Annotated in this window: 28 protein-coding genes and 1 tRNA gene; 10 read left to right on the forward strand and 19 right to left on the reverse strand. The window is 55.9% G+C overall.

Going from position 1 to position 23,430, the window contains the following annotated elements:
- Positions 1 to 39 precede the first annotated feature (39 nt).
- Positions 40 to 1,416, reverse strand: coding sequence for an aminotransferase-like domain-containing protein (locus QWY83_RS05620; protein ID WP_249945718.1), 1,377 nt, complete (start codon positions 1,414 to 1,416; stop codon positions 40 to 42).
- 90 nt (positions 1,417 to 1,506) lie between these two features.
- On the opposite strand from QWY83_RS05620, the gene QWY83_RS05625 reads away from it, so the two are divergent.
- Entirely contained in the window at positions 1,507 to 1,734 is a 228-nt protein-coding gene (locus tag QWY83_RS05625) for a DUF1127 domain-containing protein (RefSeq protein ID WP_249945717.1), read from the forward strand.
- A 45-nt stretch (positions 1,735 to 1,779) separates the two neighbouring features.
- On the opposite strand, the gene QWY83_RS05630 is transcribed toward QWY83_RS05625, so the two are convergent.
- Positions 1,780 to 2,199, reverse strand: a complete 420-nt coding sequence (locus QWY83_RS05630) for a PaaI family thioesterase (RefSeq protein ID WP_249945716.1) — start codon at positions 2,197 to 2,199, stop codon at positions 1,780 to 1,782.
- Between the two features lie 57 nt (positions 2,200 to 2,256).
- Here QWY83_RS05630 and QWY83_RS05635 point away from each other — a divergent pair, with 57 nt between their 5' ends.
- The gene (locus tag QWY83_RS05635) at positions 2,257 to 3,045 is read left to right on the forward strand and encodes an enoyl-CoA hydratase (protein WP_249945715.1); all 789 of its coding nucleotides are present in this window, start codon (positions 2,257 to 2,259) and stop codon (positions 3,043 to 3,045) included.
- On the opposite strand, the gene QWY83_RS05640 is transcribed toward QWY83_RS05635, so the two are convergent.
- The 3 genes from QWY83_RS05640 to QWY83_RS05650 are packed head-to-tail and all read right to left on the reverse strand — an operon-like array spanning position 3,036 to position 6,459.
- A complete protein-coding gene (locus QWY83_RS05640) occupies positions 3,036 to 4,505 on the reverse strand; it encodes a carboxypeptidase M32 (protein ID WP_249945714.1) in 1,470 nt (489 codons plus the stop codon). The two genes, QWY83_RS05635 and QWY83_RS05640, sit on opposite strands and share 10 nt — an antisense overlap.
- 1 nt (position 4,506) lies before the next feature.
- Positions 4,507 to 5,661, reverse strand: a complete 1,155-nt coding sequence (gene ctaA, locus QWY83_RS05645; protein ID WP_249945713.1) for a heme A synthase — start codon at positions 5,659 to 5,661, stop codon at positions 4,507 to 4,509.
- 57 nt (positions 5,662 to 5,718) lie between these two features.
- Positions 5,719 to 6,459, reverse strand: coding sequence for an RNA methyltransferase (locus tag QWY83_RS05650; RefSeq protein WP_249945712.1), 741 nt, complete (start codon positions 6,457 to 6,459; stop codon positions 5,719 to 5,721).
- Positions 6,460 to 6,599: 140 nt separating this feature from the next.
- Here QWY83_RS05650 and QWY83_RS05655 point away from each other — a divergent pair, with 140 nt between their 5' ends.
- Positions 6,600 to 7,223 carry a thiamine phosphate synthase gene (locus QWY83_RS05655; RefSeq protein WP_249945711.1) on the forward strand — a complete coding sequence of 208 codons (624 nt, stop codon included), beginning with the start codon at positions 6,600 to 6,602 and terminating at the stop codon, positions 7,221 to 7,223.
- A gap of 1 nt (position 7,224) precedes the next feature.
- On the opposite strand, the gene olsA is transcribed toward QWY83_RS05655, so the two are convergent.
- The 3 genes from olsA to QWY83_RS05670 all read right to left on the reverse strand — a co-directional run bounded on the left by olsA (position 7,225) and on the right by QWY83_RS05670 (position 9,122).
- Complete coding sequence (olsA, locus tag QWY83_RS05660) at positions 7,225 to 8,061, reverse strand: lyso-ornithine lipid O-acyltransferase (protein WP_249945710.1); 837 nt, start codon at positions 8,059 to 8,061, stop codon at positions 7,225 to 7,227.
- Positions 8,058 to 8,825, reverse strand: a complete 768-nt coding sequence (gene olsB / locus QWY83_RS05665) for an L-ornithine N(alpha)-acyltransferase (protein ID WP_249945709.1) — start codon at positions 8,823 to 8,825, stop codon at positions 8,058 to 8,060. Before olsB ends, olsA begins: the two co-directional genes overlap by 4 nt.
- Positions 8,826 to 8,936: 111 nt before the next feature.
- On the reverse strand, positions 8,937 to 9,122 hold the full coding sequence (locus QWY83_RS05670; protein ID WP_105235051.1) for a DUF3553 domain-containing protein: 186 nt from the start codon (positions 9,120 to 9,122) through the stop codon (positions 8,937 to 8,939).
- A gap of 20 nt (positions 9,123 to 9,142) precedes the next feature.
- Between QWY83_RS05670 and QWY83_RS05675 the strand changes: the two genes are divergently transcribed.
- Complete coding sequence (locus QWY83_RS05675; RefSeq protein ID WP_249945708.1) at positions 9,143 to 9,724, forward strand: histidine phosphotransferase family protein; 582 nt, start codon at positions 9,143 to 9,145, stop codon at positions 9,722 to 9,724.
- Here QWY83_RS05675 and QWY83_RS05680 read toward each other — a convergent pair.
- From QWY83_RS05680 to QWY83_RS05710, 7 genes are all read right to left on the reverse strand, one after another.
- Positions 9,721 to 10,977: a glutamate-5-semialdehyde dehydrogenase gene (locus QWY83_RS05680; RefSeq protein WP_249945707.1), complete on the reverse strand. Its 1,257-nt coding sequence runs from the start codon at positions 10,975 to 10,977 to the stop codon at positions 9,721 to 9,723. The two genes, QWY83_RS05675 and QWY83_RS05680, sit on opposite strands and share 4 nt — an antisense overlap.
- Before the next feature lie 14 nt (positions 10,978 to 10,991).
- Positions 10,992 to 12,101: a glutamate 5-kinase gene (gene proB / locus QWY83_RS05685; RefSeq protein ID WP_249945706.1), complete on the reverse strand. Its 1,110-nt coding sequence runs from the start codon at positions 12,099 to 12,101 to the stop codon at positions 10,992 to 10,994.
- Positions 12,089 to 13,126 (reverse strand): GTPase ObgE, encoded by a 1,038-nt coding sequence (obgE, locus tag QWY83_RS05690; protein ID WP_105235047.1) that lies wholly within the window; start codon positions 13,124 to 13,126, stop codon positions 12,089 to 12,091. The genes proB and obgE overlap by 13 nt, the downstream gene beginning before the upstream one ends.
- A gap of 82 nt (positions 13,127 to 13,208) precedes the next feature.
- Entirely contained in the window at positions 13,209 to 13,751 is a 543-nt protein-coding gene (locus tag QWY83_RS05695; protein ID WP_249945705.1) for a GNAT family N-acetyltransferase, read from the reverse strand.
- Between the two features lie 136 nt (positions 13,752 to 13,887).
- Entirely contained in the window at positions 13,888 to 14,157 is a 270-nt protein-coding gene (rpmA, locus tag QWY83_RS05700) for a 50S ribosomal protein L27 (protein WP_067545143.1), read from the reverse strand.
- A 20-nt stretch (positions 14,158 to 14,177) separates the two neighbouring features.
- Entirely contained in the window at positions 14,178 to 14,765 is a 588-nt protein-coding gene (locus QWY83_RS05705) for a 50S ribosomal protein L21 (RefSeq protein WP_249945704.1), read from the reverse strand.
- 160 nt (positions 14,766 to 14,925) lie between these two features.
- Entirely contained in the window at positions 14,926 to 15,750 is an 825-nt protein-coding gene (locus tag QWY83_RS05710; protein WP_249945703.1) for a DUF2059 domain-containing protein, read from the reverse strand.
- 147 nt (positions 15,751 to 15,897) lie between these two features.
- Here QWY83_RS05710 and QWY83_RS05715 point away from each other — a divergent pair.
- A tRNA-Ser gene (locus tag QWY83_RS05715) sits at positions 15,898 to 15,987 on the forward strand.
- 69 nt (positions 15,988 to 16,056) lie between these two features.
- Here QWY83_RS05715 and QWY83_RS05720 read toward each other — a convergent pair.
- Positions 16,057 to 16,764 carry an SH3 domain-containing protein gene (locus QWY83_RS05720; RefSeq protein ID WP_249945702.1) on the reverse strand — a complete coding sequence of 236 codons (708 nt, stop codon included), beginning with the start codon at positions 16,762 to 16,764 and terminating at the stop codon, positions 16,057 to 16,059.
- Between the two features lie 145 nt (positions 16,765 to 16,909).
- Here QWY83_RS05720 and msrB point away from each other — a divergent pair, with 145 nt between their 5' ends.
- Together msrB and msrA are read left to right on the forward strand one after the other, a co-directional pair.
- Positions 16,910 to 17,356: a peptide-methionine (R)-S-oxide reductase MsrB gene (gene msrB, locus QWY83_RS05725; protein ID WP_249945701.1), complete on the forward strand. Its 447-nt coding sequence runs from the start codon at positions 16,910 to 16,912 to the stop codon at positions 17,354 to 17,356.
- On the forward strand, positions 17,356 to 17,853 hold the full coding sequence (gene msrA, locus QWY83_RS05730) for a peptide-methionine (S)-S-oxide reductase MsrA (RefSeq protein WP_249945700.1): 498 nt from the start codon (positions 17,356 to 17,358) through the stop codon (positions 17,851 to 17,853). Before msrB ends, msrA begins: the two co-directional genes overlap by 1 nt.
- A 25-nt stretch (positions 17,854 to 17,878) precedes the next feature.
- On the opposite strand, the gene QWY83_RS05735 is transcribed toward msrA, so the two are convergent.
- Together QWY83_RS05735 and QWY83_RS05740 are read right to left on the reverse strand one after the other, a co-directional pair.
- Complete coding sequence (locus QWY83_RS05735) at positions 17,879 to 18,637, reverse strand: RlmE family RNA methyltransferase (RefSeq protein ID WP_067545161.1); 759 nt, start codon at positions 18,635 to 18,637, stop codon at positions 17,879 to 17,881.
- A 37-nt stretch (positions 18,638 to 18,674) separates the two neighbouring features.
- Complete coding sequence (locus QWY83_RS05740; RefSeq protein ID WP_249945699.1) at positions 18,675 to 19,787, reverse strand: Ppx/GppA phosphatase family protein; 1,113 nt, start codon at positions 19,785 to 19,787, stop codon at positions 18,675 to 18,677.
- A gap of 170 nt (positions 19,788 to 19,957) precedes the next feature.
- Here QWY83_RS05740 and QWY83_RS05745 point away from each other — a divergent pair, with 170 nt between their 5' ends.
- The 3 genes from QWY83_RS05745 to QWY83_RS05755 are packed head-to-tail and all read left to right on the forward strand — an operon-like array spanning position 19,958 to position 22,271.
- Entirely contained in the window at positions 19,958 to 20,254 is a 297-nt protein-coding gene (locus tag QWY83_RS05745; protein WP_249945698.1) for a virulence factor, read from the forward strand.
- Positions 20,255 to 20,280: 26 nt separating this feature from the next.
- Complete coding sequence (locus tag QWY83_RS05750) at positions 20,281 to 21,207, forward strand: methylenetetrahydrofolate reductase (RefSeq protein ID WP_249945697.1); 927 nt, start codon at positions 20,281 to 20,283, stop codon at positions 21,205 to 21,207.
- 11 nt (positions 21,208 to 21,218) lie between these two features.
- Positions 21,219 to 22,271, forward strand: coding sequence for a methyltetrahydrofolate cobalamin methyltransferase (locus QWY83_RS05755; protein WP_105235037.1), 1,053 nt, complete (start codon positions 21,219 to 21,221; stop codon positions 22,269 to 22,271).
- Positions 22,272 to 22,323: 52 nt separating this feature from the next.
- Here QWY83_RS05755 and QWY83_RS05760 read toward each other — a convergent pair whose 3' ends face one another.
- The gene (locus tag QWY83_RS05760) at positions 22,324 to 23,415 is read right to left on the reverse strand and encodes an ABC transporter ATP-binding protein (protein ID WP_249945696.1); all 1,092 of its coding nucleotides are present in this window, start codon (positions 23,413 to 23,415) and stop codon (positions 22,324 to 22,326) included.
- Positions 23,416 to 23,430 lie beyond the last annotated feature (15 nt).

The raw sequence follows: 23,430 nt of genomic DNA on the forward strand, positions 1-23,430 counted from the left end.
TCAGTTACTTAAAATTAAGGTATTATTTTACCCCACGATTTAGACCGTAATTCTCTCGGGCGGATGGTCCAAAAGGTCCCTGAGCCCTCTTAGGGCCGTCTCAAACCGTTCGATAGCGATTCCTCCGTTCAGGGCAATCCGCACCGCTTGAACCCGCCGCCCGTCGCGCGGCCCGAATTCTTCGGCGGATTTGAGGAAGATTCCTTGCGCCTCAGAGCTTCGGCAAAATTCACCGCTGCGCCACCCATCAGGGAGCTCGAGCCAGATGAACGGGACGTTCTCTTGCCACCGCACTTTATATCCACCGAGAACGTTCAGCGCCATGCGCATCCGGTCCGCCATGTGTGCGCGTGTCGATTTCAGAATTGCCGGCATTTCGGGGTGGTTCTGGACATAGGCATAAACCGAGGTAATCGCAGTTGGTACGCCGAATGAGTTAAACGTGACCGAGCGGATAAACGCGTTAAGGTGTCCTTCGGGCGGTACGACGAACCCGATCCGAAGGGCTGCAGAGATCGATTTAGACGGAGATGTCGTATACCACGCCAGTTCGGGCACATATTGGCGATAGCTCGGTCCGATGAAGGGACCATTGCGATAGCTGTCGTCGTCAATGATGTGTACACCATAGCGGCGACACATCTCGGCGATCTCTTGGCGCCGTTTGAGCGAGGTCGTCATCGCAGTTGGGTTCATCACATCGGAACAGGTCGCGTAAACCTGAACGCCGTGGTCGATCACCAGCCGTTCAAATTTATCGAGCCGAGGCCCCTCCTCGTCCCATTCGACCGAAACCGTGGGTGCACGGCAGAGCTCCGCCGCACGACGGAAACCTGCGTAGGTGAGCTCATCGACCATCACGACGGGCGAGGATCCTTTGAGAACCGTCTGGAAAATCATCACGATCGAATGCTGACCGCCGTGAGTGATAACCACGTTGTCAGGAGTGAAATTGCCAATCGGAAAATCTTTGCTCGCGTTATAAAAGGCCACATGCGCATCCCGATGGTTCTGACGCACAGGATAGCGAAGCAGTAATTCAGAGGCAGCTGTATCGGCGTATCTGTGAAACCCGTCCCGAATAAGGTCTGTCTGACCAAGGTCAGGAAGTCGCGGACTAAGCAGAGTCGCCCCCATATCGGTGACTTCTTCGAATTGTACCACTTTCTGCTCTGGTACAAATGTCCCACGCCCCACCGCAGCATCAAGGAACCCTGCATCGACAAGGTTCTTGTAAGCCCGCGCGACGGTTCCTGGTGTGACCTTTGCCTGCCACGCTAAGTCACGGACAGGCGGTAATTTATCACCGCATTTTAGTGTGCCACCCCGCACCGCCTGACGAATGGCGACCTCAATCGCGCGATATTTCGGTCCGTCGGCTTGTGTTAAATCGGGTAGCCAAATTGTATCGGTCACAATGTATTCCTCGACACGCATAGCGTGGCTTTGTATCGATTATATACGGCACAATGCCACATTGTATCAATACAAGTAAAGAGAAAGATGATGACACTGGTATCCCACCACCTCCCGCTGAACACGATGATTATTCCTGCGCCCACGACCCTCGCGGCACGTGCGCTGGTGACCATCGCGGTCAAGGTAGAGACGTGGTCGATGCGACGCCAAACCCGTCAACATCTGCGCGACCTGCCTGAACATGTTCTGTTCGATATCGGCCTCACCCGCGAGCAGGCAAAGCTTGAGGCTGCGAAATACTTTTGGAGGGCCTAATCCCCGGCTCTTCCTGTACCTGGGCGGGGACTTCCCCGCCCCTTTTTATTTCGGCGGAATAGAATAGGTCAGCGAGGCACGAGCGACAGCTTGATCGTTGCCTTCCGAGAACAGCAAACAATCACCCACAGCCAAAACACGACCAAGTTTCAAAAGCCGAACATGGCACAGCAAATCACGGCCCGCTTCGGGTTTGCGCATGAAATCGATGCTGCAATTTGTGGTGACGGACAGCGCCTTTGGTCCGATCATAGCGAGGATCGCCAAATAGACCGACACATCGGCCAGTGCGAACATTGACGGACCAGAGACGGTGCCACCGGGGCGCAAATGTTCTTCGCCAACGTTCAGGCGAATGACGGCTTCCATTTCACCAACGGATTCAATGGTAAACATCCCGTCCACTTGGGAAAAATCCGACGCTAAGAACTGCGTCAATGCGTCTTTGTCCATGGCCAACGGCATAGTTTCCTCCCTCGCTCGTCTGCCCTAAGGTGACCGCAGGGAAGAGGAGGAAACAAGATGGCCTTGCTAGAACGTAGCGTCACAGGTGCAGTTCTGCATCTCACGATGAATGCACCAGAAAAGCTCAACGCGCTCTCGGACGAGATGCTGGCGGAACTGCAATCGACGCTGGATGAGGTCGCGATGGACCGTTCCATTCGCGTCATCACACTGGCCGGTGCAGGCAAAGCGTTTTGCGCGGGCCATGATCTGAAACAGATGCAAGCGGGCCGCGCTGCTGCAGACGGTGGTGCCGCCTATTTTAAAGATCTCTTTGACCGCTGCGCGAACCTGATGATGACCATCCAGCAAATTCCACAGCCTGTCATCGCCAAACCGCACGGCATCGCGACCGCTGCGGGCTGTCAATTGGTTGCGACCTGCGACCTCGCCATTGCTGCCGAAGGCACGCGTTTTGGCGTGAATGGCGTGAATATCGGTTTATTCTGTTCGACCCCAATGGTCGCCCTCACCCGCAATGTTCATCGCAAACAAGCGTTCGAGATGCTCACCACCGGTAAGTTCATCAATTGCGATGAAGCCGTAGAATACGGTCTAATCAACCGCGCTGTACCGCATGATGACCTTGATGCCGCAGTTGATGAATTGGCAAACACCATCGCGTCAAAATTGGCGAGCGCGGTTCAGATCGGCAAACGTGCGTTCTATGATCAAGCCCAGATGACGACCCAAGACGCCTATGCCTTTGCGGGCGACGTTATGGTGCGCAATATGCTAGACCGTGACACCAACGAGGGCATCACGGCCTTTATCGAAAAGCGCAAACCAGACTGGGATCAGAGCTGATACAGGTCTGAGAATTTAGCTTCGAGATAATCAAGGAGCGGAGCCTCTGTTGGCTCTGCTCCAATCGCACGACGGATCGTGTCGCGCGGTTCATAAAGGCCACCGTGTTGTTGCAGGGTGTCACGCAACCACCCGGTCGCCGCCGCCAAATCGCCCCGAGACAGATCATCATCGAGGTTCGGAACAGCCTTGCGCAATGCCGCATGTAGGTTGCCCGCATAGACATTGCCCAGTGAATAAGTCGGGAAATATCCGAACAGGCCAACAGGCCAATGCACGTCCTGAAGAACGCCATTCGATGCCTTATCGACCGCGTAGCCAAAGTCCGCCTTGAAACGGTCGTTCCATGCAGCCTCAAGATCGTCAATCTCTAGGTCACCGCTGATCAATGCGCGTTCGAGGTCGAACCGCAGAACAACATGCAGATTATATTGCAATTCGTCGGCTTCAGTGCGGATGTATCCACGGTTCACGCGGTTCACGGCGGCATAAAATGCGCCCTCGTCCGCGATCCCAAAGTCACCGAACGCATCGCGCATTTTACCAAAGAGCCAACCTGTAAAGGCGCGGCTGCGCCCCAATTGGTTCTCATAGATACGGCTCTGGCTTTCGTGTACGCCCATCGACACGCCACCACCTATCGGGGACAGAAGGTAGGCCTGATCAATGTTCTGTTCGTAACAGGCGTGCCCGACTTCGTGGATCGTCGAATAGAAGCAGTTAAACGGATCGTCAGCAGCCGTGCGGGTCGTGATCCGAACGTCATTTCCAGAGCCAGAACTGAACGGGTGCACGGCCTTATCGATACGGCCGCGGGACATGTCGTAGCCAAAGGTTTCCGCGAGAAGCGTCGACAGTTTTAACTGTGCGACCTCATCAAAGTTGCCCGTGACGCTTGCTGGCTGCGGCTGGGCCAGAACGGCCTCGCGCAGCGCGACGAGACGCGGACGCATCGCATCAAACATCGCAACCAGATCAGCAGCTTTCGCACCGGGTTCGTAATCATCGAGCATCGCGTCATAGATGTCGCCACCATTGGCGAGCGCGGCACCTTCTTCGCGTTTCAGGCGCAACACGTCTTTGAAGGTCGGCACGAAGGCGGCGAAGTCATTGTTCGACCGTGCCTCCGCCCAGATGCCTTGGGATTTCGACGTGACCTTTGCAATTTCTGCGGCAAGTTTCGCAGGCACTTTCATTGCGCGGTCATAGCTGCGACGGATGTGGCGCAACATGGCGGTCGCGACCTCGTCCTTTGCCTCTGCCGTTGCCAGCCATTCACCAACCCGAGGGTCCGTGCGGCGCGCGTGCAGGACACCTTCAATCGCTGCGAATTCTTCACCACGTTGATCAGCCGATCCGCGGGGCATCATCGTCTCCTGATCCCAGCCCAGACGTCCCGCGATTTGAGCGAGAGCTTGGGTTTCGCGATCAAAGGCGATCAGGTCATCATAAGCAGTCATGTCACGCCTCACGAATGGATTGGGCCAGCGGGTAACGCGCCAGATAACGGCCACGCAGGATCAAGACCCAAAGGACGATCGCACCAATCTGGTGGGTGATCGCGACGTGGAGTTGGGCTTGATACAGCACGGTCATGATGCCGAGAACCATCTGCACCACCATCATCGCCATCACGGCGTTATAGGCAAAACGGGTCTTACCGTTCGGCGATTTGCGCGCACGAAGCCAAACGACGATGCCATAGATGAACAACAGATAACCCGACATGCGGTGGATGAACTGCACGAGCCCCGCGTCCTCAAAGAAGTTCCGCCACATCGGGGTCAGCTGGAAAGGATCAGGCGGTAGGAACCCATCGCCCATCAGCGGCCATGTTGGGAAGGCGCGACCTGCATCGATACCTGCAACCAACGCACCAAGGATAATTTGCAGAAACGCGAAATGCATCAGCCCTGTGCCCATGCCGAACAGTTTCGCATTTGCGGACCGACGCGCCTGCATCAAATCAGCCTCAGTGCGGCCCATCTGGAACGTAAACCAAGCCGTGAACCCGAGGATCACAAAGGCAAGGCCAAGGTGCGTTGCAAGGCGATAAGACGCAACATCGGTGCGGCCAATTTCTTGGGCTGTTTGGTCAAGGCCTGAATGAACCATCCACCAGCCAATAGCGCCTTGAAGACCGCCAAGCACGCCCAAGAGGAACAGACGCCCTGTCCAACCTGTCGGAATGTTTTTTGTCAGCATGAAGCCAAAGAAGCCGAGCGCCCAAACGAGGCCGATAAAGCGACCCAACTGACGATGGCCCCATTCCCACCAATAGATGAACTGGAACTCGCTTAGGCTCATGCCTTTGTTCTGCAAAAGGTATTCGGGGCTCGTTTGGTATTTTTCAAACTCGACCGCCCAATCGGCTTCGTTCAGCGGCGGGATCGCCCCCATGACAGGGTTCCATTCCGTGATCGACAAACCGCTATCGGTCAATCGTGTGAGGCCACCGACCACGATCATCGACGCGACGAGCGCGAAAATCACCATGAGCCAAACGCGGATAGCACCACGTGCGCCGCGCCGTTTGGCGTCGATCTGTCCCGGTGCTGCGGTTTGTTTCGGGGCTTCGCCCACGTCCTCGAACAATTTGCGCGGTGTTTGCGCCATGCCGGCCTCCTTCGATGTTGCGGGGAACCTAAGTCGCAGGAGGCATCACGGCAAGGGCTAGCCACGGTCCTTCCAGCGGACCATCTGACGCATGATGCCATGTAGGATCTGCACATCAGGACGGGTGAGCGGCATACGGCTCCATAAGTTGCGCAAATTGGTCTTCATATGGGGTGCTTTGTCCTCAGGGAAAAAGAACCCAGCCTGTTCGAGGTGAGTCTCATAATTCTCGGCCAGTTTTTCAACCTCAAGCTGGGTCGCCCATTCGTTCGGGTTATCCAGCCGTTCGTGAACAATTTCAGTCGAGGCGCGACGCCATTCATATCCCACGAGCAGCACACATTGCGCGAGGTTCAGCGACGAAAACTCTGGGTTCACAGGGACGTTGATGATCGCGTTGGCAAGAGCGATATCTTCGTTTTCCATCCCTGCCCGTTCAGGACCAAACATCACAGCGACCTTCTGGCCGTCGTTGATCCGTTTTGCGGCGTCCTGCATTGCAGCCTCTGGCGACATCACGGGTTTCGTCAAACCACGCGGTCGGGCGGTCGTGGCATAAACGTATGTGCAATCCTCAACGGCCTGAGCGGTGGTTTCATAGACCTGCGCTTCGTCCAACAAACGCCCTGCCCCAGATGCCATCGCGACCGCATTCGGGTTCGGCCACCCATCACGCGGTGTCGTCAGGCGCATCAGATCGAGCCCAAAGTTCCACATTCCCCGCGCCGCGGCACCGATATTTTCACCCATCTGCGGGCGGATCAGAACAAAGGCGGGCTGAGGCTGGCCAGTGGGCATCGGGATCATCCTTTCAGGTTTCCTGTGCCTGATACGCAAGGCGGTTCCCCGAGACAAGCCAAAGCACCCTCTTCCTAAGGCGCAAAAGCATCGTTATATGACCTCAAACCGATGTTAACGGGCCAGAATTGGGGACCATGATGACCGACGCAGCCGACCTTCCGCAGCTTTACCTCATCACACCGACCGATTTTGAACTGTCGACTTATCCGGACATCCTTGGTTCTGTCCTCGACGCCCAAGAAATCGCCTGCGTGCGTCTGACCCTCGCGACTCGCGATGAAGATCGCATTGCTCGTGCTGCGGACGCCCTGCGTTCTGTCACGATGGAACGTGACGTCGCACTGGTGATCGACACGCATATGATGCTCGTTGAACGGCTCGGCCTTGATGGTGTGCACCTGACGGATGCCGCACGGTCGGTCAAAAAGATGCGCAAAGAACTGGGCGAAGATGCGATCATCGGCGCGTTCTGCGGCAACAGCAGCCACGATGGTATGACCGCGGGTGAGTTGGGCGCGGATTACGTCAGCTTTGGCCCCGTTGGGAAAAGCCCACTGTTTTCTGGCGAAACAGCCCCGCTCGACCTATTCCAGTGGTGGTCGCAAATGATCGAAGTACCTGTGGTCGCCGAAGGGACGCTCGACGTTGATCTGATCCGTCAGCTGACGCCCTATACCGATTTCTTTGGCATCGGTGATGAGATTTGGACCAGCGACAATCCCGTTGCAGCGCTGCGCACTCTTGTCGCCGCAATGTCCTAACTCAGGCGTCGAGGATCCCTGCTTCGGCCAAAGGTTTACGAACGATAACCTCTAGATCGCGAGCCAGAGCTTTGCGATCAGAGTAATCCGCGACCTTTACAGGATCATGATAAACCACAGTGACCGACCCTTGTTTTGGGGCGGTCAGAACAGCCAAAAAATGCTGGCCGAAATCCATGTTGCCCCACCAGCCGTATTGACGAATGTCAGCCCCTTCGGCGGCACGATAAACCATCGTCACGGGTTGGATGGAGAGCGTCTCTCGCATTTCGTCAGCAAGGAATGCCGCAAACAGTGTCGGCTTGAACGGCAATAGAACGCGCCCATCGGTCGACGTCCCTTCGGGGAAGAACAGCAACTTATGCCCGTGTGATATGCGCTCTTGGAACTGTGTGATCTGCGCTTTGGCATCCTTGCGATCGCGACGGATAAATACCGTGCCCGTTGCCCGTGCCAGCCACCCAATGCCGGGCCAATTCGCGACCTCGGCTTTGGAGACGAAGTAGATGCGCTTGCGGGCATTCAGGATGAAAATATCCATCCAACTCACGTGGTTCGCGACCACAGCGCCCGGCCCTTTCATCGGTTCACCAATAACGCGGTAATCAATACCGATCAGGCGCAGCGTGTTCCGACAAACAAACAGCGTGATAAAGGGCGTGACAGGGCGATCCATTCCACACAGCGGGCGTTCAACCAACCGCACCAGCAAAAGAACAAATAGCCCGCCAAAAACCAATATGCCGATCAAAGGGGCCTTTATGGCAAATCGCAGCCAACCGAGCGGTGTGATTTTGATGTCAGGTGGCGGTAGCTCTGGCGACCAATTGGTGATCATCGGCGCGCACCCCGATCATAGAGCGCTTTTTGCGATGCATTGAGCCGTTCCGTGTCGAGGATCAGGCAAACATCCGTCGTATTAAACGCATGATCGACAAAGGCCCCGTCCCCGACAAAACCGCCGATCTTCAGGTAGGCTTTGATCAGCGGAGGCACGTCACGCATCGCGGCCACGCGGTCAATCTGCGCCGGATCTATAAGGGTCATGGGTTGATAGACTTGCGAACGCACACGTAGACTTTCGGGCGCCATGTGGCGATCGGCAAGCAGCGATAAAGCGGGCGCAAGGCGTTCAATGTCCGTGCCATGGAATGATGCAACGCCAAACAGAACCTCAATCCCATGTTCGACCACGTAGTCGGACAGCGCGTTCCACATCAGCATCATACCCTGTCCACCGCGATAGTCTGCTGCGAGGCATGATCGACCGAGCTCTAGCAGTTTTCGCCCCGAGGCAATCAAGGGCGTAAGGTCATATTCACTCCGCGAATAGAACCCGCCCGCAGCATCTGCCATGTCCGAACGGAGCAACCGATAGACGCCGACAACGCGTTCATGGCCCGTCTTGTTTTCATCAATCAGCAACAGATGATCGACAAATGGATCGTAGTGATCCGCTTCAATCTTTGCCTCATGATCCACCATCGGACCTGTGGCACCGAGCTCTTCAACAAAGACGCGATACCGTAAATGTTGCGCCGCGCGAACGTCGTCTTCGGTCTGGGCCAGCCGAACGGTCAAACAATCAATGGTTGCGGTCATGGCTGCGTTTACGGTTAGGTCAGGGTGCACGACTTTTAGGCGGTTTGTTGCCGCAAAATCAAGGGCGGCGGCATGGTTACCTTCTGTTAACCTTTGCCGCCTATCCCCGAATTAACTTGGATCAACGGAGACCAACATCAACATGACGCGGTTGCCATCGATCACCACTTTGCCTTGGTCAGGGAAATTCACGGTCACACGGCCAGCGATATTGGACTGCACCTGCCCAACGCCCCAATCCGGCTGCCCAGGATGACGCACGAGCATTCCTGGCTCTAATACTGAATTCAAATCCATCTTTTACCTTTCGGACCGATATGACCAACGACACAGACATCGCCGCATTGATCGGATCGCGCATTTGCCATGATCTTGTGAACCCACTTAGCGCAATCAGCAACGGTGTGGAACTCCTCGAACTGTCGGGTGCATCGCAAACGCCCGAAATGGCATTGATCGCGGAAAGCGTCACGGCAGCTATGGCGCGGGTAAAGCTGTTCCGCCTCGCGTTTGGTCCGTCGGATTGCGCCCAAACGATATCACGATCAGAGGTTATCACCCTGCTGAGCGAAGTCTCGAAATCAGGTCGATTGAACTTTGACTGGCAGATTGACCGAGACGTGAACCGTTCTGAGGTGCGTTTGTTGATCCTCGCCGCGCTCTGCATCGAAACTGCGACGCCACTGGGCGCTGAAGTCGAATTCAGGCAAACCTCCTCAGGGTTCGAGATCCAAGGCACAGGGCGGAAAATCGCAATCGACCCTGCGCTTTGGTCGTTTGAAGGCAAAGGCCTTTCAGCGGCTCAGGTGCAGTTCGCGCTCTTGCCTCGTGTCGCGCAGAGTTTGAACCGCACTGTCACCTATACGGCGACAGACACTGAGCTAACGGTCACGGTTTAACCGCGAACCGCGCCATCCGACGTCACAAGGTATTTAAAGCTGGTCAGCTGCTCGGCCCCAACAGGACCACGCGCGTGCATTTTGCCCGTTGCGATACCGATCTCTGCACCCATCCCGAATTCACCGCCGTCGGCAAATTGCGTCGACGAGTTGTGCATCAAGATCGCGCTATCGAGCCGCTCAAAGAACCGCGCCACGGCCGCCGAATCCTCGGTAATGATGCAATCGGTGTGGTTCGACCCGTATTGACGGATATGCGCAATCGCTCCGTCAACGTCATCGACGATCTTAGCCGCGATATCCATGTCGAGGTATTCGCGGCCCCAATCGTCGTCGGTCGCAACGTCAGTACCGTTCAGCCCCTCGCCCGCATGAACGCGAACGCCTTTGTCCATCAACGCTTTGATCAGATCAGCGCCCAGTGATTGCGCGACGTCTTTGTGGATCAGCAGACATTCCGCAGCACCACAAATCCCAGTGCGGCGGGTTTTCGCGTTAAGAACAACGCGAAGCGCCTTTTCGGGATCAGCAGCTTTGTCGATGTAGATGTGAACGATGCCTTCGAGGTGGGCAAAGACAGGCACGCGAGCCTCGCGCTGGACGAGACCGACAAGGCCCTTGCCACCACGCGGGACGATCACGTCGATATAGTCCACCGCACGTAACATCGCGGCCACGGCCTCACGGTCACGGGTCGGGATCAACTGGATCGCATCTTCGGGCAGTTTCGCGGCTTTCAGGCCCGCAACCAAACATTCGTGGATTGCACGCGATGAATGGAAACTCTCGGACCCGCCGCGCAAAATCACCGCATTGCCCGATTTCAGACATAGCGCACCCGCATCAGCAGTCACGTTCGGGCGGCTTTCGTAGATAACGCCAATCACGCCCAACGGGGTACGCACACGTTTGATATGAAGGCCATTGGGCTGGTCCCATTCAGCAAGAACGGCCCCCACGGGATCCGCCTGCTCCGCAACCGACCGAAGCCCGTCAACGATACCGCGAATGCGATCTTCGTTCAGCATAAGGCGGTCCATCATCGCAGGGCTCAGACCCTTTTCGCGACCGTACTCGAGGTCCTTAGCGTTCGCCTCAATGATCTTTGCGCGGTTGTCCCAAACAACATAGGCTGCACCGATTAATGCGGCGTGTTTACGTTCCGCTGACGCGTGACCGAGTTCTGCACTGGCAGCGCGGGCACGCTTACCGATATCGGCCATCATTTCTGCAATGTTTACGATATCTGTCATAGCCTTACGTCCCTTTATTGAACCACCATATCGTCCCGATGAACGAGAGCTGCGCGGCCCTTATATCCTAAAATTTCTTCGATATCGGCGCTACGCCGACCAATGATCTGGAGCGCTTCTGCGCTTGTGTATCGCGTGAGGCCAATGCCGATCGGTTTACCCGCATCCGTCACAATCGCGACCGGTTCACCGCGGCCAAAGGCGCCGCGCACGATCCGAACGCCAGCAGGCAAGAGGCTTTTGCCAGCCGACAACGCCGTCTCTGCCCCCGCATCAACAACGAGTTCGCCTTTGGGCTTCATAGCGGCAATCCAACGTTTGCGGGCCGCCTGCGGGTCGTCATGCGCGGTAAACCATGTCACCGTCGCGCCATCCTCAAGCGCACGCAATGGGTTCATCCGCGACCCCAGCGTAATCGCCATCGCACAGCCCGCTTCGGTCGCCATTCGCGCGGCGAGGAGTTTGGTAATCATGCCGCCTTTGGACAGACCGGACACGCCGTCGCCCGCCATCGCCTCAATCTCGGGCGTGATACGGTCGATGACATCGTAACGCGTGGCCGCTGGATCGAGGTTCGGGTTGCCGTTGTAGAACCCGTCGACATCCGACAGCAGGATGAGCTGATCGGCACCGCAGGTCACGGCAACTTGGGCCGCCAAACGGTCGTTATCGCCATAGCGGATTTCATCGGTCGCAATCGTATCGTTTTCGTTCACGATCGGCGTCACGCCCAATGAAATCAGGGTTTCCATCGTGGCACGCGTGTTCAGATACCGGCGACGATCCGCGCTGTCCTCAAGCGTAACCAGCACCTGCCCCGTGTGAATGCCGTGTGGCGCGAGCACCTCTTCGTAGGCACGGGCAAGTTTAATTTGCCCAACGGCTGCTGCAGCTTGGCTCTGTTCCAATGGAAGCGGTCCACGCGGCAGACCGAGAACCTCGCGGCCAAGCGCGATAGAGCCAGAGGACACTAGCACAACATCAATGCCAGAATGACGGAGCCACGCGACATCAGTTGCCAAGGACCGCAGCCAATCAGATTTCAGCGATCCGCTATCCCGATCAACGAGAAGCGCCGAACCAATTTTGACAACAACGCGTTTTGCGCTGCTTAGGGTCGCCACGGTTCATCCTCCTGACTGGCCTCAAACTCTTCGGCATTGCGGTCATCAATTTCGCGACGCAGGGCACGCAGAACGTCTTGAACGCCTTCGTTCGAGACACCCGACATCAGCATGACAGGTTCGCCCGTCACTTTTTCGAGCTCTTCTTTGATGAACTGGCGTTCTTCTTCGTCGAGCGTATCGATTTTATTCAAAACGGTAACGCGCGGCTTATCGGCGAGATCGCCGCCATATGCTTCGAGTTCTTCAAGAATGATCTCGTAATCTTTGATCGGATCACCTGACGACCCGTCAACAAGGTGCAAAAGCACCGCGCAACGTTCCACGTGACCTAGGAACATATCGCCTAGACCACGGCCCTCGGACGCGCCCTCGATCAGACCCGGAATGTCTGCGACAACGAATTCGCGACCGTCAACGCCAACAACCCCAAGGTTCGGAACCAGCGTGGTGAATGGATAGTCCGCGATTTTTGGACGTGCGTTCGAAGTTGCAGCAAGGAAGGTCGATTTACCTGCGTTCGGCAAGCCAACAAGACCCGCGTCCGCGATGAGCTTCAACCGCAGCCAAATCGTGCGTTCGATGCCAGCAAGACCGGGGTTCGCAGAGCGCGGCGCTTGGTTCGTGGCGGATTTAAAGTGAAGGTTTCCGAAACCGCCATTGCCGCCTTTGGCAAGGATAACACGCTGACCGACCTCGGTCATATCCGCGATCAGGGTTTCTTCGTCTTCGTCAATAATCTCAGTTCCAACAGGAACGCGAAGGATAATATCGTCACCCGACGGCCCCGTGCGTGCACGGCCCATACCGGGCGTTCCGTTTTGCGCAAAGAAGTGCTGCTGATAGCGGAAATCAATCAGGGTGTTCAGACCCTCGACTGCTTCTGCAATCACGTCACCACCGCGACCACCGTCACCACCGTCAGGGCCACCGTATTCGATGAACTTTTCACGGCGGAACGACACGGCGCCATTCCCCCCACTACCGGAGCGAATATAAACTTTGGCAAGGTCGAGGAATTTCATCGGAACGGCTTTCAGGTTTTACAGCGTCTCGCTTATGCGATCACGCCTCATTGCTCAAGAGGGAGCCCGAAAGCCGCCCCCTTTAGCTGTTGATTTTAAGCGTATAGGTCCAAGTGGGCACAGTGGACTTACGAGCGACAGAATAGGCTTCGGCATCACCAAGGTAGGTGAAACCGCAATTCGTCAGAACACGCGCAGAGCCAAGGTTATCTTGGAACACTTCCGCGAAGAGTGTTTTTGCACCATGTGGGTTTGCGTCAATCAGGGCTTTGACAGCGGCAGACGCGATGCCCGTGCCCCAAAACGCAGGCGCGACCCAAAAGAAGATCTCGCTCTGCCCACGGTCCATACGTTCAAGGCTCACAATTCCGAGCATTTCGCCCAGGTCGGTCGCCTTTCCATCAATGACCCACACGTCTTCGGTGCGATCAGCTTTGGTCGAACGGTCAATAAACGCCTCAGTCGTGCCGGGTGGCAGCGGATGTGGGATCGACCGCGTTCCACGCGCGACACGATCATCAGCGGCATACATGCTGATCAAACCAGCATCCGATTTGCGCAGCGGGCGCAAAACGAAACGGTCAGCCTGAATGGTGGGCTGTGGTGTCACTTGATCTAACATCATTGGCTTCCTCCTAGAAACCGAGTCGGGCTTTGGCTCCTCTTCCTCACCCCAACAATGACTTGATAACAATCACCAAATAATAAAGGGGGACCGGAAAACCCGATCCCCCTAAATATCAAACCTTTAAGGTATCGGTTTACTCAGCGGCCTCCGCCACTGGGAGAACCTTTACAAAGGTGCGGCCTTTAAGACCGGTGTAGAACTTCACGTTGCCGTTTGCAGTTGCAAAGAGGGTGTGGTCCTTACCCATACCAACGCCTTCGCCAGCCCACATTTTAGTGCCGCGCTGACGAACGATGATGTTGCCTGCTACGACAACTTCACCACCGAATTTTTTTACACCAAGGCGACGACCCGCGGAGTCGCGACCGTTACGGGAGGAACCGCCTGCTTTTTTGTGTGCCATGTGTCTCTCCTATGCCTAAATTACTTAGCCAGTTGTTTGGCTTGCTCAACCCACTCGGGTTTCACTTTAACAGCCTCGAACGATGCAGCGTCAACAGCAGCCAGCTGAGCGTAGGTGGTGATACCAGCTTCGTTCAGTTTTTTAGCAGCAGCCGGACCAACGCCGGTTATTGCGGTCAGGTCGTCTGCGCCAGCAGCAGCGGCAGCCGGAGCAGCCTTTGCAGCTTTCGGAGCAGCAGCAGGTGCCGCAGCTTTCGGAGCAGAACCAGCACCGATTGCAGCTTTGACGCCCGATTTGTCTGCACCCGACTCAAGGATGTCGGTGATGCGAACGAGGGTCAGTTGCTGACGGTGACCAACGGTACGCTTCGACGAGTGCTTACGACGACGCTTAACAAAGTTGATTACCTTGTCGCCTTTGATCTGGTCGATGACTTCTGCCTGAACAGCAGCGCCTGCCACGAACGGAGCGCCAACAGTCGAACCAACCATCAGAATTTCGTTGAACTGGATTTTTTCGCCTGCATCGGCTGCCAGTTTTTCGACACGCAGAACGTCGCCCGAAGCAACTTTGTACTGCTTGCCGCCGGTTTTGAGAACCGCAAACATAGTATCTTCCTTCATCTACCGCGTCGCTGGGGCCACTTTCGTGTTGCTGGCTATGCCGCCCGTGAACTGCGCGCCCTGTTTTGGGCTGTATTGAATCAAAAACCAGGGCATAATCCGCCCCGGATGCGGGCTTATCGTCAGAACCCTGTGGAAAGTCAAGCTAGAGTTCAGAAACCATCATCATTTGTGCGACCTGCAGGCCGAGGGTTCTGCTAATATCTTCATATAAGGCCGAATAGGCATCGAAAAGGGCTCTATTCACGCCCTGCCCCGCCTCGGTCTGAGAAAACGCGATCAACCTGTCCAAATCCGCATCAGACAGTGGTTGGTAGGCCATGTTCATAAACCCATAGACCCATTCAGAGGTGCTGGACCGCAATTCGGCTTCTTGAGCCCACACGTCCGAAATCAAACTCTCAGGCGAGGTTTGCCCGTCCATTGCACCGCCATCGTATAGCCCTAGCAGGAAAGCGTAGTTGTCGTTCAACGCGGCGCTGATGTTTTTCTCAATAAGGTCATTGGCTTCGATATATGCCGTGATTTGGTCGAAACGTGGGGTGCCATGGGCATCAATCGCTGCCGCCGTCGCTGCGTCCAAAATATCGGGATCAGACACCGCTCGGCGTGCGTCGACCTCTAGAAGCACCGATTGGCGACCTGGATCAGTTGAATAAAACGCCAACATCGCATCCACGTCTTGCCCTGCAAGCGACCGTTCAAAGGCTGCAAACGCGGCTTCTTCCATCTGTTGCGGATCATAGAGTTGTGAAATCACGGTCGACCAATGATCACTCACATGCCCCATCAGCATTTCGTCCGCGATTTGACCTGCGTAATCGATACCTTCTTCAGACATGATCGCAATCACGTCAGGCTGCATCAAAGCCTCAAACAAGGCGCGCTCTGCACTTTGTGACTGCTCTGCCATGGCAGGACCAGTGATCGCCGTAAGGCAGGACACGAAAACAAACGACTTAGCGCGCATGAGACACCCTTCTGTTGTGCCTTTACATATAGGCCCTCTATGCATGTTCCAATTGCCATCGCAGTCAGTTGATCGATCTTTGCAAAAGATTTTTGTGAAATTGCTATTGCACGCCATTCGAAGTCACATTAAACGCCCCTTCATCGCGGAGAGGTGCCGGAGTGGTCGAACGGGGCGGTCTCGAAAACCGTTGAGCCTTCACGGGTTCCCAGGGTTCGAATCCCTGTCTCTCCGCCATAAAAATCCAAACACGACCACTTACGAAAACGCGCCCCACTCGGGCGCGTTTCGCGTTTCATTGGTGCTTTAACGTGCGGGTTCTGCAGCCTCGGCTAGAAAACGTCCTGCAACCCATCCGGTCAATTTAGGCTCCGTGACGGTTTGGACCTGACACCAGCGTTGCGCTTCTGCCATGCGGCACCCCAAGTTTCGAACGACATCGTCGGAGTGCAAGACCGCAACTTTGTTTGCACTTTGGCTAGGCCCCGTGCGCAGGTTCAAACCGCCATTAGCGACAACAGCCCAAAAATCAGGCCCGCCCATCAACCCATCAGCATAGTCATTTTGGACAATACCCTGTGGCTTACCCGTGATCGATATGTCCAAGGTATACTCTGCAACCCCGTCGCGTCGCGCTGCTGCGCGATACAGATAGACCATGACAGTATAGTCACCTGAAACTGGCAAGGTTGCGCTAAACTGGTTGAGGTCTGGCACGCTGTCGCTGGTCAAACTACTGACGGCAAGCGCCGCATCACCTGGACCTGACCCCGGTGCATAAACGTTAAAATAGGTGGCCGCATTCGACGATTGAAGTGAGAGATCCAACACTTGCCCAGCTTCGGCGCCAAGATGGTACAAAACCACTTCCCGCCCAACAAGCCTATCCGAGATTACGGTCCCTGTCGTTCCCGCTGCAAATTCAACGTCAACGGAACGATCACTGCCCTGACCATGACCTGCGGTCGAAAATGCCCCGAACATCATCAAAGATGCCGCTACAACCTTTAGCATAAATCGCCCCTTACTTCTTACCGTTTTAGATTATCACCGATCGGCAGTTACGTCAGCCCACTTCGGGACCGATCACATCATCGACAACCTTCTTTTGATTTCGACACAAGACACACCATATCGTAGCTTCAAGTTAGGAGGTTCCATGACACAGTATGAACGCCGCCCCGAGGTGATCGAAGCGCTCGATCCAGAGCAATATTATGTGACGCAAGAATCCGGCACTGAACGTCCAGGCACGGGCAAGTACCTTAGCAATAAGGAACCAGGTCTGTACGTCGATGTGGTTTCGGGCGAACCTCTCTTTGCCTCATCCGCGAAATATGAATCGGGGTGCGGCTGGCCATCATTTGTGAAACCGATTGTCAGCGACCACGTTGTCGAACTTACGGACGTGTCGCATGGGATGGTCCGCACCGAGGTGCGGTCAAAATATGGTGACAGCCACTTGGGGCACGTATTCCCAGACGGACCGCGTGATCGCGGTGGCCTGCGCTATTGCATTAATTCCGCTGCGTTACGCTTTATCCATCGTGACGATATGGAAGCCGAAGGTTATGGCGCATTCATTGATCAAGTGGAGGAAATCTGATGGCTGAGCAACGTGCGGTACTTGCAGGTGGATGTTTCTGGGGAATGCAGGATTTGATCCGCCGACAAACGGGCGTATTGCGGACGCGTGTCGGATATACGGGCGGCGACGTGCCGAACGCGACCTATCGCAATCACGGCACCCATGCCGAGGGGATCGAGATCATCTTTGATGATACCCAGACGAGCTATCGCGCCCTGCTGGAGTTCTTTTTCCAAATTCATGACCCGACGACAAAGAACCGTCAGGGCAATGACATTGGGATGTCGTATCGTTCGGCGATTTACTATGTCGATGAAGATCAGAAGGCCGAAGCACTGCGGACGATTGCAGATGTGGATGCATCAGGCATTTGGCCCGCAAAGGTCGTGACCGAAGTCGAACCTGTTGGCGATTTCTGGGAAGCAGAGCCTGAACATCAGGATTATCTAGAGCGGCACCCGAATGGCTACACCTGCCATTTCCCGCGTCCGAATTGGACCCTACCGCGCACATAAAAAAGGGGCCGTCTGGCCCCTTCTTTTATTCTTCTTCGTCGTTCAGATCGGCGTCGTAGTCGCCATTACGCCCCTTATAGCCGCGAGCCACAACGAATTTTTCAGAACTATCCGCGCGTGACGAAGGCGGTTTGATGTTGGCGACGGACTTAAAATTCTTCTTCAGCGTTTTCATCAATTCGCCTTCCGCCCCACCCGCGAGGACTTTGGCAACAAAAGTGCCGCCGGGTGCGAGAACGTCAAAGGCAAAATAAGCTGCCGCTTCACACAGCGCGATAATCCGAAGGTGGTCGGTTTGTTTGTGACCCGAGGACGCAGCAGCCATGTCGGACATAACAACATCCGCTTCACCGCCCAGCCATTCTTTGACCAAGAGGTCCGCATCGTCGGACAGGAAATCGAGCTGGTGAATTTCAGCACCCGCCAGCGGTTCAACCTCTTGAAGGTCGACGCCCAAAACGGTCCCGATCCGCTTGCCCTGCTTTTCACCCAGCGCATTCACACGTTTCACCGCAACCTGCATCCAGCCACCTGGTGCACAGCCAAGGTCAACGATCCGAGCCCCCGGAACGAGGAACCGATATTTGTCGTCAAGCTCGAGGATTTTGAACGCCGCGCGACCGCGATAGCCTTCGGCCTGCGCACGTTTCACATAAGGATCGTTCAACTGCCGCTGCAACCAACGGGTCGACGAGGTCTTGCGACCACGGGCGGTTTTCACCTTAACGAAAAGGTCACGCTGTCCGCGTCCGCTGGTATTTTTGGTCCCGGGTTTCTTAGCCATTCTTCCAGTCCGATCTTAGCAGAGCGTTCCTCTACCCCTAAAACGGAGTATCCTCAAGCACACCGTCTGCGCTCATTTGTGCATAAAGCAGACCCTCGCGCAGACCACGGTCCGCGACCGACAGACGATCCGTCGGCCAAATCCGCATAAGGGCCTGAAGGATTGCCGACCCCGACATAATCAAGGCCTGACGATCGCGACCGATCCGCGGGTCATTGCGGCGCCCATCAGGGCCAAGCGTAAGGTAATCGCGAATGACAGCATCAATCTGATCGCTGGTCATCCGAAGCCCATCGACCTTGGTCCGATCATAGCGTTTCAGCCCCAAATGGCTGGCTGCCACGGTCGTGACAGTGCCACTGGTGCCAACGATCTGGAACCCTTCGCGGGTTTGTTCGGCAGTATAGGGGCTGAATTTCGACAGTTGTTCCTCAAAGAACCAACTCATCAGCGCAAACCGTGCCGCGTCGTCCTCTACGTCCTCGAACTGATCACGCAGGGTCGCGACGCCCAACGGCACCGAAATCCAATCGACGACTTTCGCCGCCGCAAACGGACCAGGGTCCTGCACAAAGCCACGATGAAGCCGCATGATCGCACCGGGGCGTTCGCGATGCGGCACATTCGTGAGGTCGATCCAAACAAGCTCGGTCGAGCCGCCGCCAATATCCACGACCAGCAACTGTTCTGTTTTGGTGCTGACGAGTGGCGCACAAGAAATAACCGCTAAACGTGCTTCTTCCTCTGGGCTGATGATCTCCAGTCGTAGACCCGTTTCGCGTCTGATCTGATTGATGAACTGCTTGCCGTTTTTCGCGCGCCGACACGCCTCTGTTGCGACCAGACGCATGTGGCCGACCTTATGGCGTTGGAGCTTTTGTTTGCAGATCCGCAATGCCGCAATCGTGCGGTTCATCGACCCACGACCTAGCCGGCCTGAACTTTCAAGCCCGTAGCCCAGCTGGACCGACTTCGAAAAGCTGTCAATCACATGAAACTGGCTGCCCTTTGGTTGGGCAATCAGCATGCGACAGCTATTTGTACCCAAATCCAGCGCAGCATAAAGCGAGGCCGGATCAGGCATTACAGGCGCGGGGGTCTCTACCGCCTTCGGGAACGCGCCCGCACCACGGGGACGCTTGGGCGCCATAGGATACGCCCTCCATTTCAAGTTACCTCCAACCTATGCCCCCGCGCGGCGCCGCGCAAGCCTCTCTGGACGAAACCTAGTCGCAGGAAAGTGGCAGCATGTCGAAAACCGACCTCGTGTCGGAAAATGCCGAGCGTATGAAGGAAGCCAAGAGGAACAGGGAATCACAAATGGCAGATGTCACTATCGTTTACTGGCGGGATATCCCAGCACAGGTCATCGTCGGCAAAGGTCGCCGTGGCCACAAAGTGCAATTGCCCGAACGGTTTGAACAAGCGATCGACCGCGCCGCAATGAAAGCCGATATGGCGGGAACTGATGATTACCTCTCCGAATGGCGCAAGGCAGAGCCCTACTCTGTCGAAGGTGACGATGCAGAGGTCGCAAATGCCGAAGCTGCTCGTCTCGATGCCGAATACACACCAGAGCGTCTAAAGGCGCTGATCGAAAACAAAGGTCACGCGTGACCAACCGCTCTTTTAAGGAGGCCATGATGGCACTGCTTCCGTTTATGCGTAAAAAAGAAAATGTGACCACGGCCAATGCTGATCTGGAAGCATTCCTCCAAGGTTACTCGATCGAAGTGATGCCGCGCACCGCAGAAAAGGTTGAGAACTTCCGCGACCTGCTGCCCGCTGGCACCCGCGTTTACATCGCGCACATCGATGGCACCCCGATCGAAGACATGGTGGCGACCGCTGCCCGCCTGCGCGACGAGGGCTTTGACCCGATGCCACACTTCCCTGCCCGCATCATCAAAGACGCGGCAACGCTCGAAGATTGGGTGAACCGCTATTCCTCTGAAGCTGGAGTGAACCAAGGTCTCATCCTTGCAGGTGGCGTTGATCAGCCTGTTGGCGAATTCCACTCGTCGATGCAGCTTCTTGAGACAGGGATTTTTGACCGCGCTGGGTTCAAACGTCTGCACGTCGCAGGTCACCCCGAAGGCAACCGCGACATCGATCCAGATGGGTCGGACAAAAACGTCATGGACGCGCTGCGCTGGAAACAGAAGTTCTCGGAAACCACCGACGCGAAAATCGCGATGGCGACCCAGTTCTGTTTTGAGGCACAACCCGTTATCGAATGGGCAAACGCGCTTAAGGCGGCTGGCGTTGATATTCCGATCCATATCGGTATCGCAGGTCCGGCAAAACTGCAGACCCTGATCAAATTCGCGATTGCTTGTGGCGTTGGCCCGTCCCTCCGCGTTCTTCAGAAACGCGCGATGGATGTGACTAAACTCGTCCTGCCCTACGAGCCGAATGAAATCCTCGAAGAACTCGCTGCCCACAAAGCTGCGAACCCTGATTTCAACATTGAACAGGTTCACTTCTTCCCTCTCGGTGGCATTAAGACCAACGCCGAATGGGCAATCAAAAATGGTGGCGACGCTGCCACCCCCGTAAATCAAGCCTAAGGACAGTCAGTATGACCCGCACTATCGTCGAATCCGCATCGAAAACCGCCATTATCGGCTTTGACCAGCCGTTCTGTGTGATTGGTGAACGGATCAACCCTACGGGCCGCAAGAAACTGGCTGCTGAACTGGAAGCAGGCGATTTCTCGACCGTTGAGAAGGACGCACTGGCACAGGTTGCTGCTGGTGCGAACATCCTCGATATCAACGCTGGCGTTGTCTACAACTCCAACCCGAACCCGAACGAGACAGAGCCGCCGCTCATGGTCAAAATGATCGAACTGGTTCAGGGCCTGACCGATTGCCCGATCTGCATCGACTCCTCGGTTCCTGCTGCTCTAGAAGCGGGTCTTCAGGCTGCCAAAGGCCGTCCGCTATTGAACTCGGTCACGGGCGAAGAAGAGCGTCTGGAATTCGTTCTGCCGCTGGTTAAGAAATACAACGTTCCTGTTGTTGCGATCTCGAACGACGACACTGGTATCTCCGAAGACCCAGACGTTCGTTTCGAAGTGGCAAAGAAAATCGTTCAGCGCGCTGCTGACTTTGGCATCCCTGCCTACGACATCGTTGTTGACCCGCTCGTTATGCCGATCGGCGCGATGGCGACCGCTGGTAACCAAGTATTCGCCCTCGTCCGTCGTCTGCGCGAAGAGCTGGGCGTGAACACGACTTGCGGCGCATCGAACATTTCGTTCGGTCTGCCGAACCGTCACGGCATCAACAACGCGTTCCTGCCGATGGCTATGGGTGCAGGCATGACCTCTGCGATCATGAACCCATGCGCCCTGCCTGTCGCGGCATCGAAGATCGAAGAAAAGAAACTGGAACTGGCTGCCGCTGGCATCATCGTTCCTGATGACATCGATCTGGAAACCTTCTGCCAGTTGACTGGTTTGGGTTCGACCCAATCCCGTCCCGGTAAAGAGATGGAAGCAATCCGCGCAGCGAACCTGCTGACCAACAACGATCCGCACGGTGGTGACTGGATCCGCTTTAACAAGCCTCCGTCGGCTGCTGGCGCTGAAGGCGACGGTCGTCGTCGCGGTGGTCGCCGTCGCGGCTAACCCTCTGGGAACACACCCAAAAGAAACGGGCCCTCGCGGGCCCGTTTTTCGTTTAGCGGTAGTAGAGCGATTTTCCGTTGTGGAAGATCTGCACCTTTTCAGGCACCGCCCTTAGGCTGACAGTCTGACCACGCATATCGGCGTGAATGCCGGGCAGCTTGCCGATCACAGGATCAGCAGCACCGTTCTTTTCGAAATAGAGCAAGGTGACCTCGCCCAGAGCTTCGAGAATATCGACTTTGCCCGTGTAGATCGCATCGCAGTCCTCGCACGGCACCATGTCCTCTGGACGGACACCGATATTCACCTTGAGCCCCATATCCGCTGTGCTCGTTGGAACCGCCGAGATAGCCGTGCCGCCCGTTGCTAGTTTCACTGTTGTCTGCGCACCCGTTCCAACAATTTCGCCAGCCAACAGGTTCATCGCAGGAGAGCCGATGAATTGCGCCACAAATTCGTTTTCTGGCCGCTCATAGAGCTCCAATGGCGTACCAACCTGCGCGATCCCTTTGTTCGCGAGAACAACGATACGCGACGCAAGAGTCATCGCTTCGACCTGATCGTGGGTCACGTAGATCATGGTCGATTCAGGCATCGCCTCTTTCAACTGAGCGATCTCAATCCGTGTTGCCACGCGCAGCGCCGCATCGAGGTTCGAGAGCGGTTCGTCAAACAGGTACACCTGCGGGTCGCGAACAATCGCGCGACCGATGGCGACACGCTGACGCTGACCGCCCGAGAGCGCCTTGGGCAGGCGATCAAGATACGGCTCCAACTGAAGGATTTTCGCAGCCTTGTTCACAGCCGCATCAATCTCTTCCGCAGATTTCTTTGCGATTTTCAGCGCAAAGGACATGTTATCGCGCACCGTCATATGCGGATAGAGCGCGTAGGATTGGAACACCATGGCGATCCCGCGCTGCGCAGGCGGAATGTCGTTCACGACCTGTCCACCGATTTCCAACGTGCCACCGCTGATATTTTCCAGACCTGCGATCATACGAAGAAGCGTGGATTTCCCGCAGCCTGATGGGCCTACGAAAACGATTAGCTCGCCTTCTTTGATGTCGAGGTTGATGTTCTTTAGAACCTCAACGCCGCCACCATAGACCTTGGCAACATCCGTAAGTTTGAGATCGGCCATGTGTTTCCCCTCCCC

Source organism: Marivivens donghaensis, assembly GCF_030410045.1.
In the GTDB taxonomy this organism is placed as follows: Bacteria; Pseudomonadota; Alphaproteobacteria; order Rhodobacterales; family Rhodobacteraceae; genus Marivivens; species Marivivens donghaensis.

Bases quoted from the DNA above. Each gene is read 5' to 3' on its own strand.
- olsA (WP_249945710.1), bottom strand. From the start codon at position 8,061: ATGATCACCAATTGGTCGCCAGAGCTACCGCCACCTGACATCAAAATC.
- QWY83_RS05750 (WP_249945697.1), top strand. From the start codon at position 20,281: ATGGCACTGCTTCCGTTTATGCGTAAAAAAGAAAATGTGACCACGGCC.
- obgE (WP_105235047.1), bottom strand. From the start codon at position 13,126: ATGAAATTCCTCGACCTTGCCAAAGTTTATATTCGCTCCGGTAGTGGG.
- QWY83_RS05760 (WP_249945696.1), bottom strand. From the start codon at position 23,415: ATGGCCGATCTCAAACTTACGGATGTTGCCAAGGTCTATGGTGGCGGC.
- QWY83_RS05650 (WP_249945712.1), bottom strand. From the start codon at position 6,459: ATGCCCACTGGCCAGCCTCAGCCCGCCTTTGTTCTGATCCGCCCGCAG.
- msrB (WP_249945701.1), top strand. From the start codon at position 16,910: ATGACACAGTATGAACGCCGCCCCGAGGTGATCGAAGCGCTCGATCCA.
- QWY83_RS05675 (WP_249945708.1), top strand. From the start codon at position 9,143: ATGACCAACGACACAGACATCGCCGCATTGATCGGATCGCGCATTTGC.
- QWY83_RS05705 (WP_249945704.1), bottom strand. From the start codon at position 14,765: ATGTTTGCGGTTCTCAAAACCGGCGGCAAGCAGTACAAAGTTGCTTCG.
- rpmA (WP_067545143.1), bottom strand. From the start codon at position 14,157: ATGGCACACAAAAAAGCAGGCGGTTCCTCCCGTAACGGTCGCGACTCC.
- msrA (WP_249945700.1), top strand. From the start codon at position 17,356: ATGGCTGAGCAACGTGCGGTACTTGCAGGTGGATGTTTCTGGGGAATG.
- olsB (WP_249945709.1), bottom strand. From the start codon at position 8,825: ATGACCGCAACCATTGATTGTTTGACCGTTCGGCTGGCCCAGACCGAA.
- QWY83_RS05630 (WP_249945716.1), bottom strand. From the start codon at position 2,199: ATGCCGTTGGCCATGGACAAAGACGCATTGACGCAGTTCTTAGCGTCG.
- QWY83_RS05670 (WP_105235051.1), bottom strand. From the start codon at position 9,122: ATGGATTTGAATTCAGTATTAGAGCCAGGAATGCTCGTGCGTCATCCT.
- ctaA (WP_249945713.1), bottom strand. From the start codon at position 5,661: ATGGCGCAAACACCGCGCAAATTGTTCGAGGACGTGGGCGAAGCCCCG.
- QWY83_RS05695 (WP_249945705.1), bottom strand. From the start codon at position 13,751: ATGATGTTAGATCAAGTGACACCACAGCCCACCATTCAGGCTGACCGT.
- QWY83_RS05740 (WP_249945699.1), bottom strand. From the start codon at position 19,787: ATGGCGCCCAAGCGTCCCCGTGGTGCGGGCGCGTTCCCGAAGGCGGTA.
- QWY83_RS05680 (WP_249945707.1), bottom strand. From the start codon at position 10,977: ATGACAGATATCGTAAACATTGCAGAAATGATGGCCGATATCGGTAAG.
- QWY83_RS05625 (WP_249945717.1), top strand. From the start codon at position 1,507: ATGACACTGGTATCCCACCACCTCCCGCTGAACACGATGATTATTCCT.
- QWY83_RS05640 (WP_249945714.1), bottom strand. From the start codon at position 4,505: ATGACTGCTTATGATGACCTGATCGCCTTTGATCGCGAAACCCAAGCT.
- QWY83_RS05735 (WP_067545161.1), bottom strand. From the start codon at position 18,637: ATGGCTAAGAAACCCGGGACCAAAAATACCAGCGGACGCGGACAGCGT.
- QWY83_RS05655 (WP_249945711.1), top strand. From the start codon at position 6,600: ATGACCGACGCAGCCGACCTTCCGCAGCTTTACCTCATCACACCGACC.
- QWY83_RS05745 (WP_249945698.1), top strand. From the start codon at position 19,958: ATGGCAGATGTCACTATCGTTTACTGGCGGGATATCCCAGCACAGGTC.
- QWY83_RS05635 (WP_249945715.1), top strand. From the start codon at position 2,257: ATGGCCTTGCTAGAACGTAGCGTCACAGGTGCAGTTCTGCATCTCACG.
- QWY83_RS05710 (WP_249945703.1), bottom strand. From the start codon at position 15,750: ATGCGCGCTAAGTCGTTTGTTTTCGTGTCCTGCCTTACGGCGATCACT.
- QWY83_RS05720 (WP_249945702.1), bottom strand. From the start codon at position 16,764: ATGCTAAAGGTTGTAGCGGCATCTTTGATGATGTTCGGGGCATTTTCG.
- QWY83_RS05755 (WP_105235037.1), top strand. From the start codon at position 21,219: ATGACCCGCACTATCGTCGAATCCGCATCGAAAACCGCCATTATCGGC.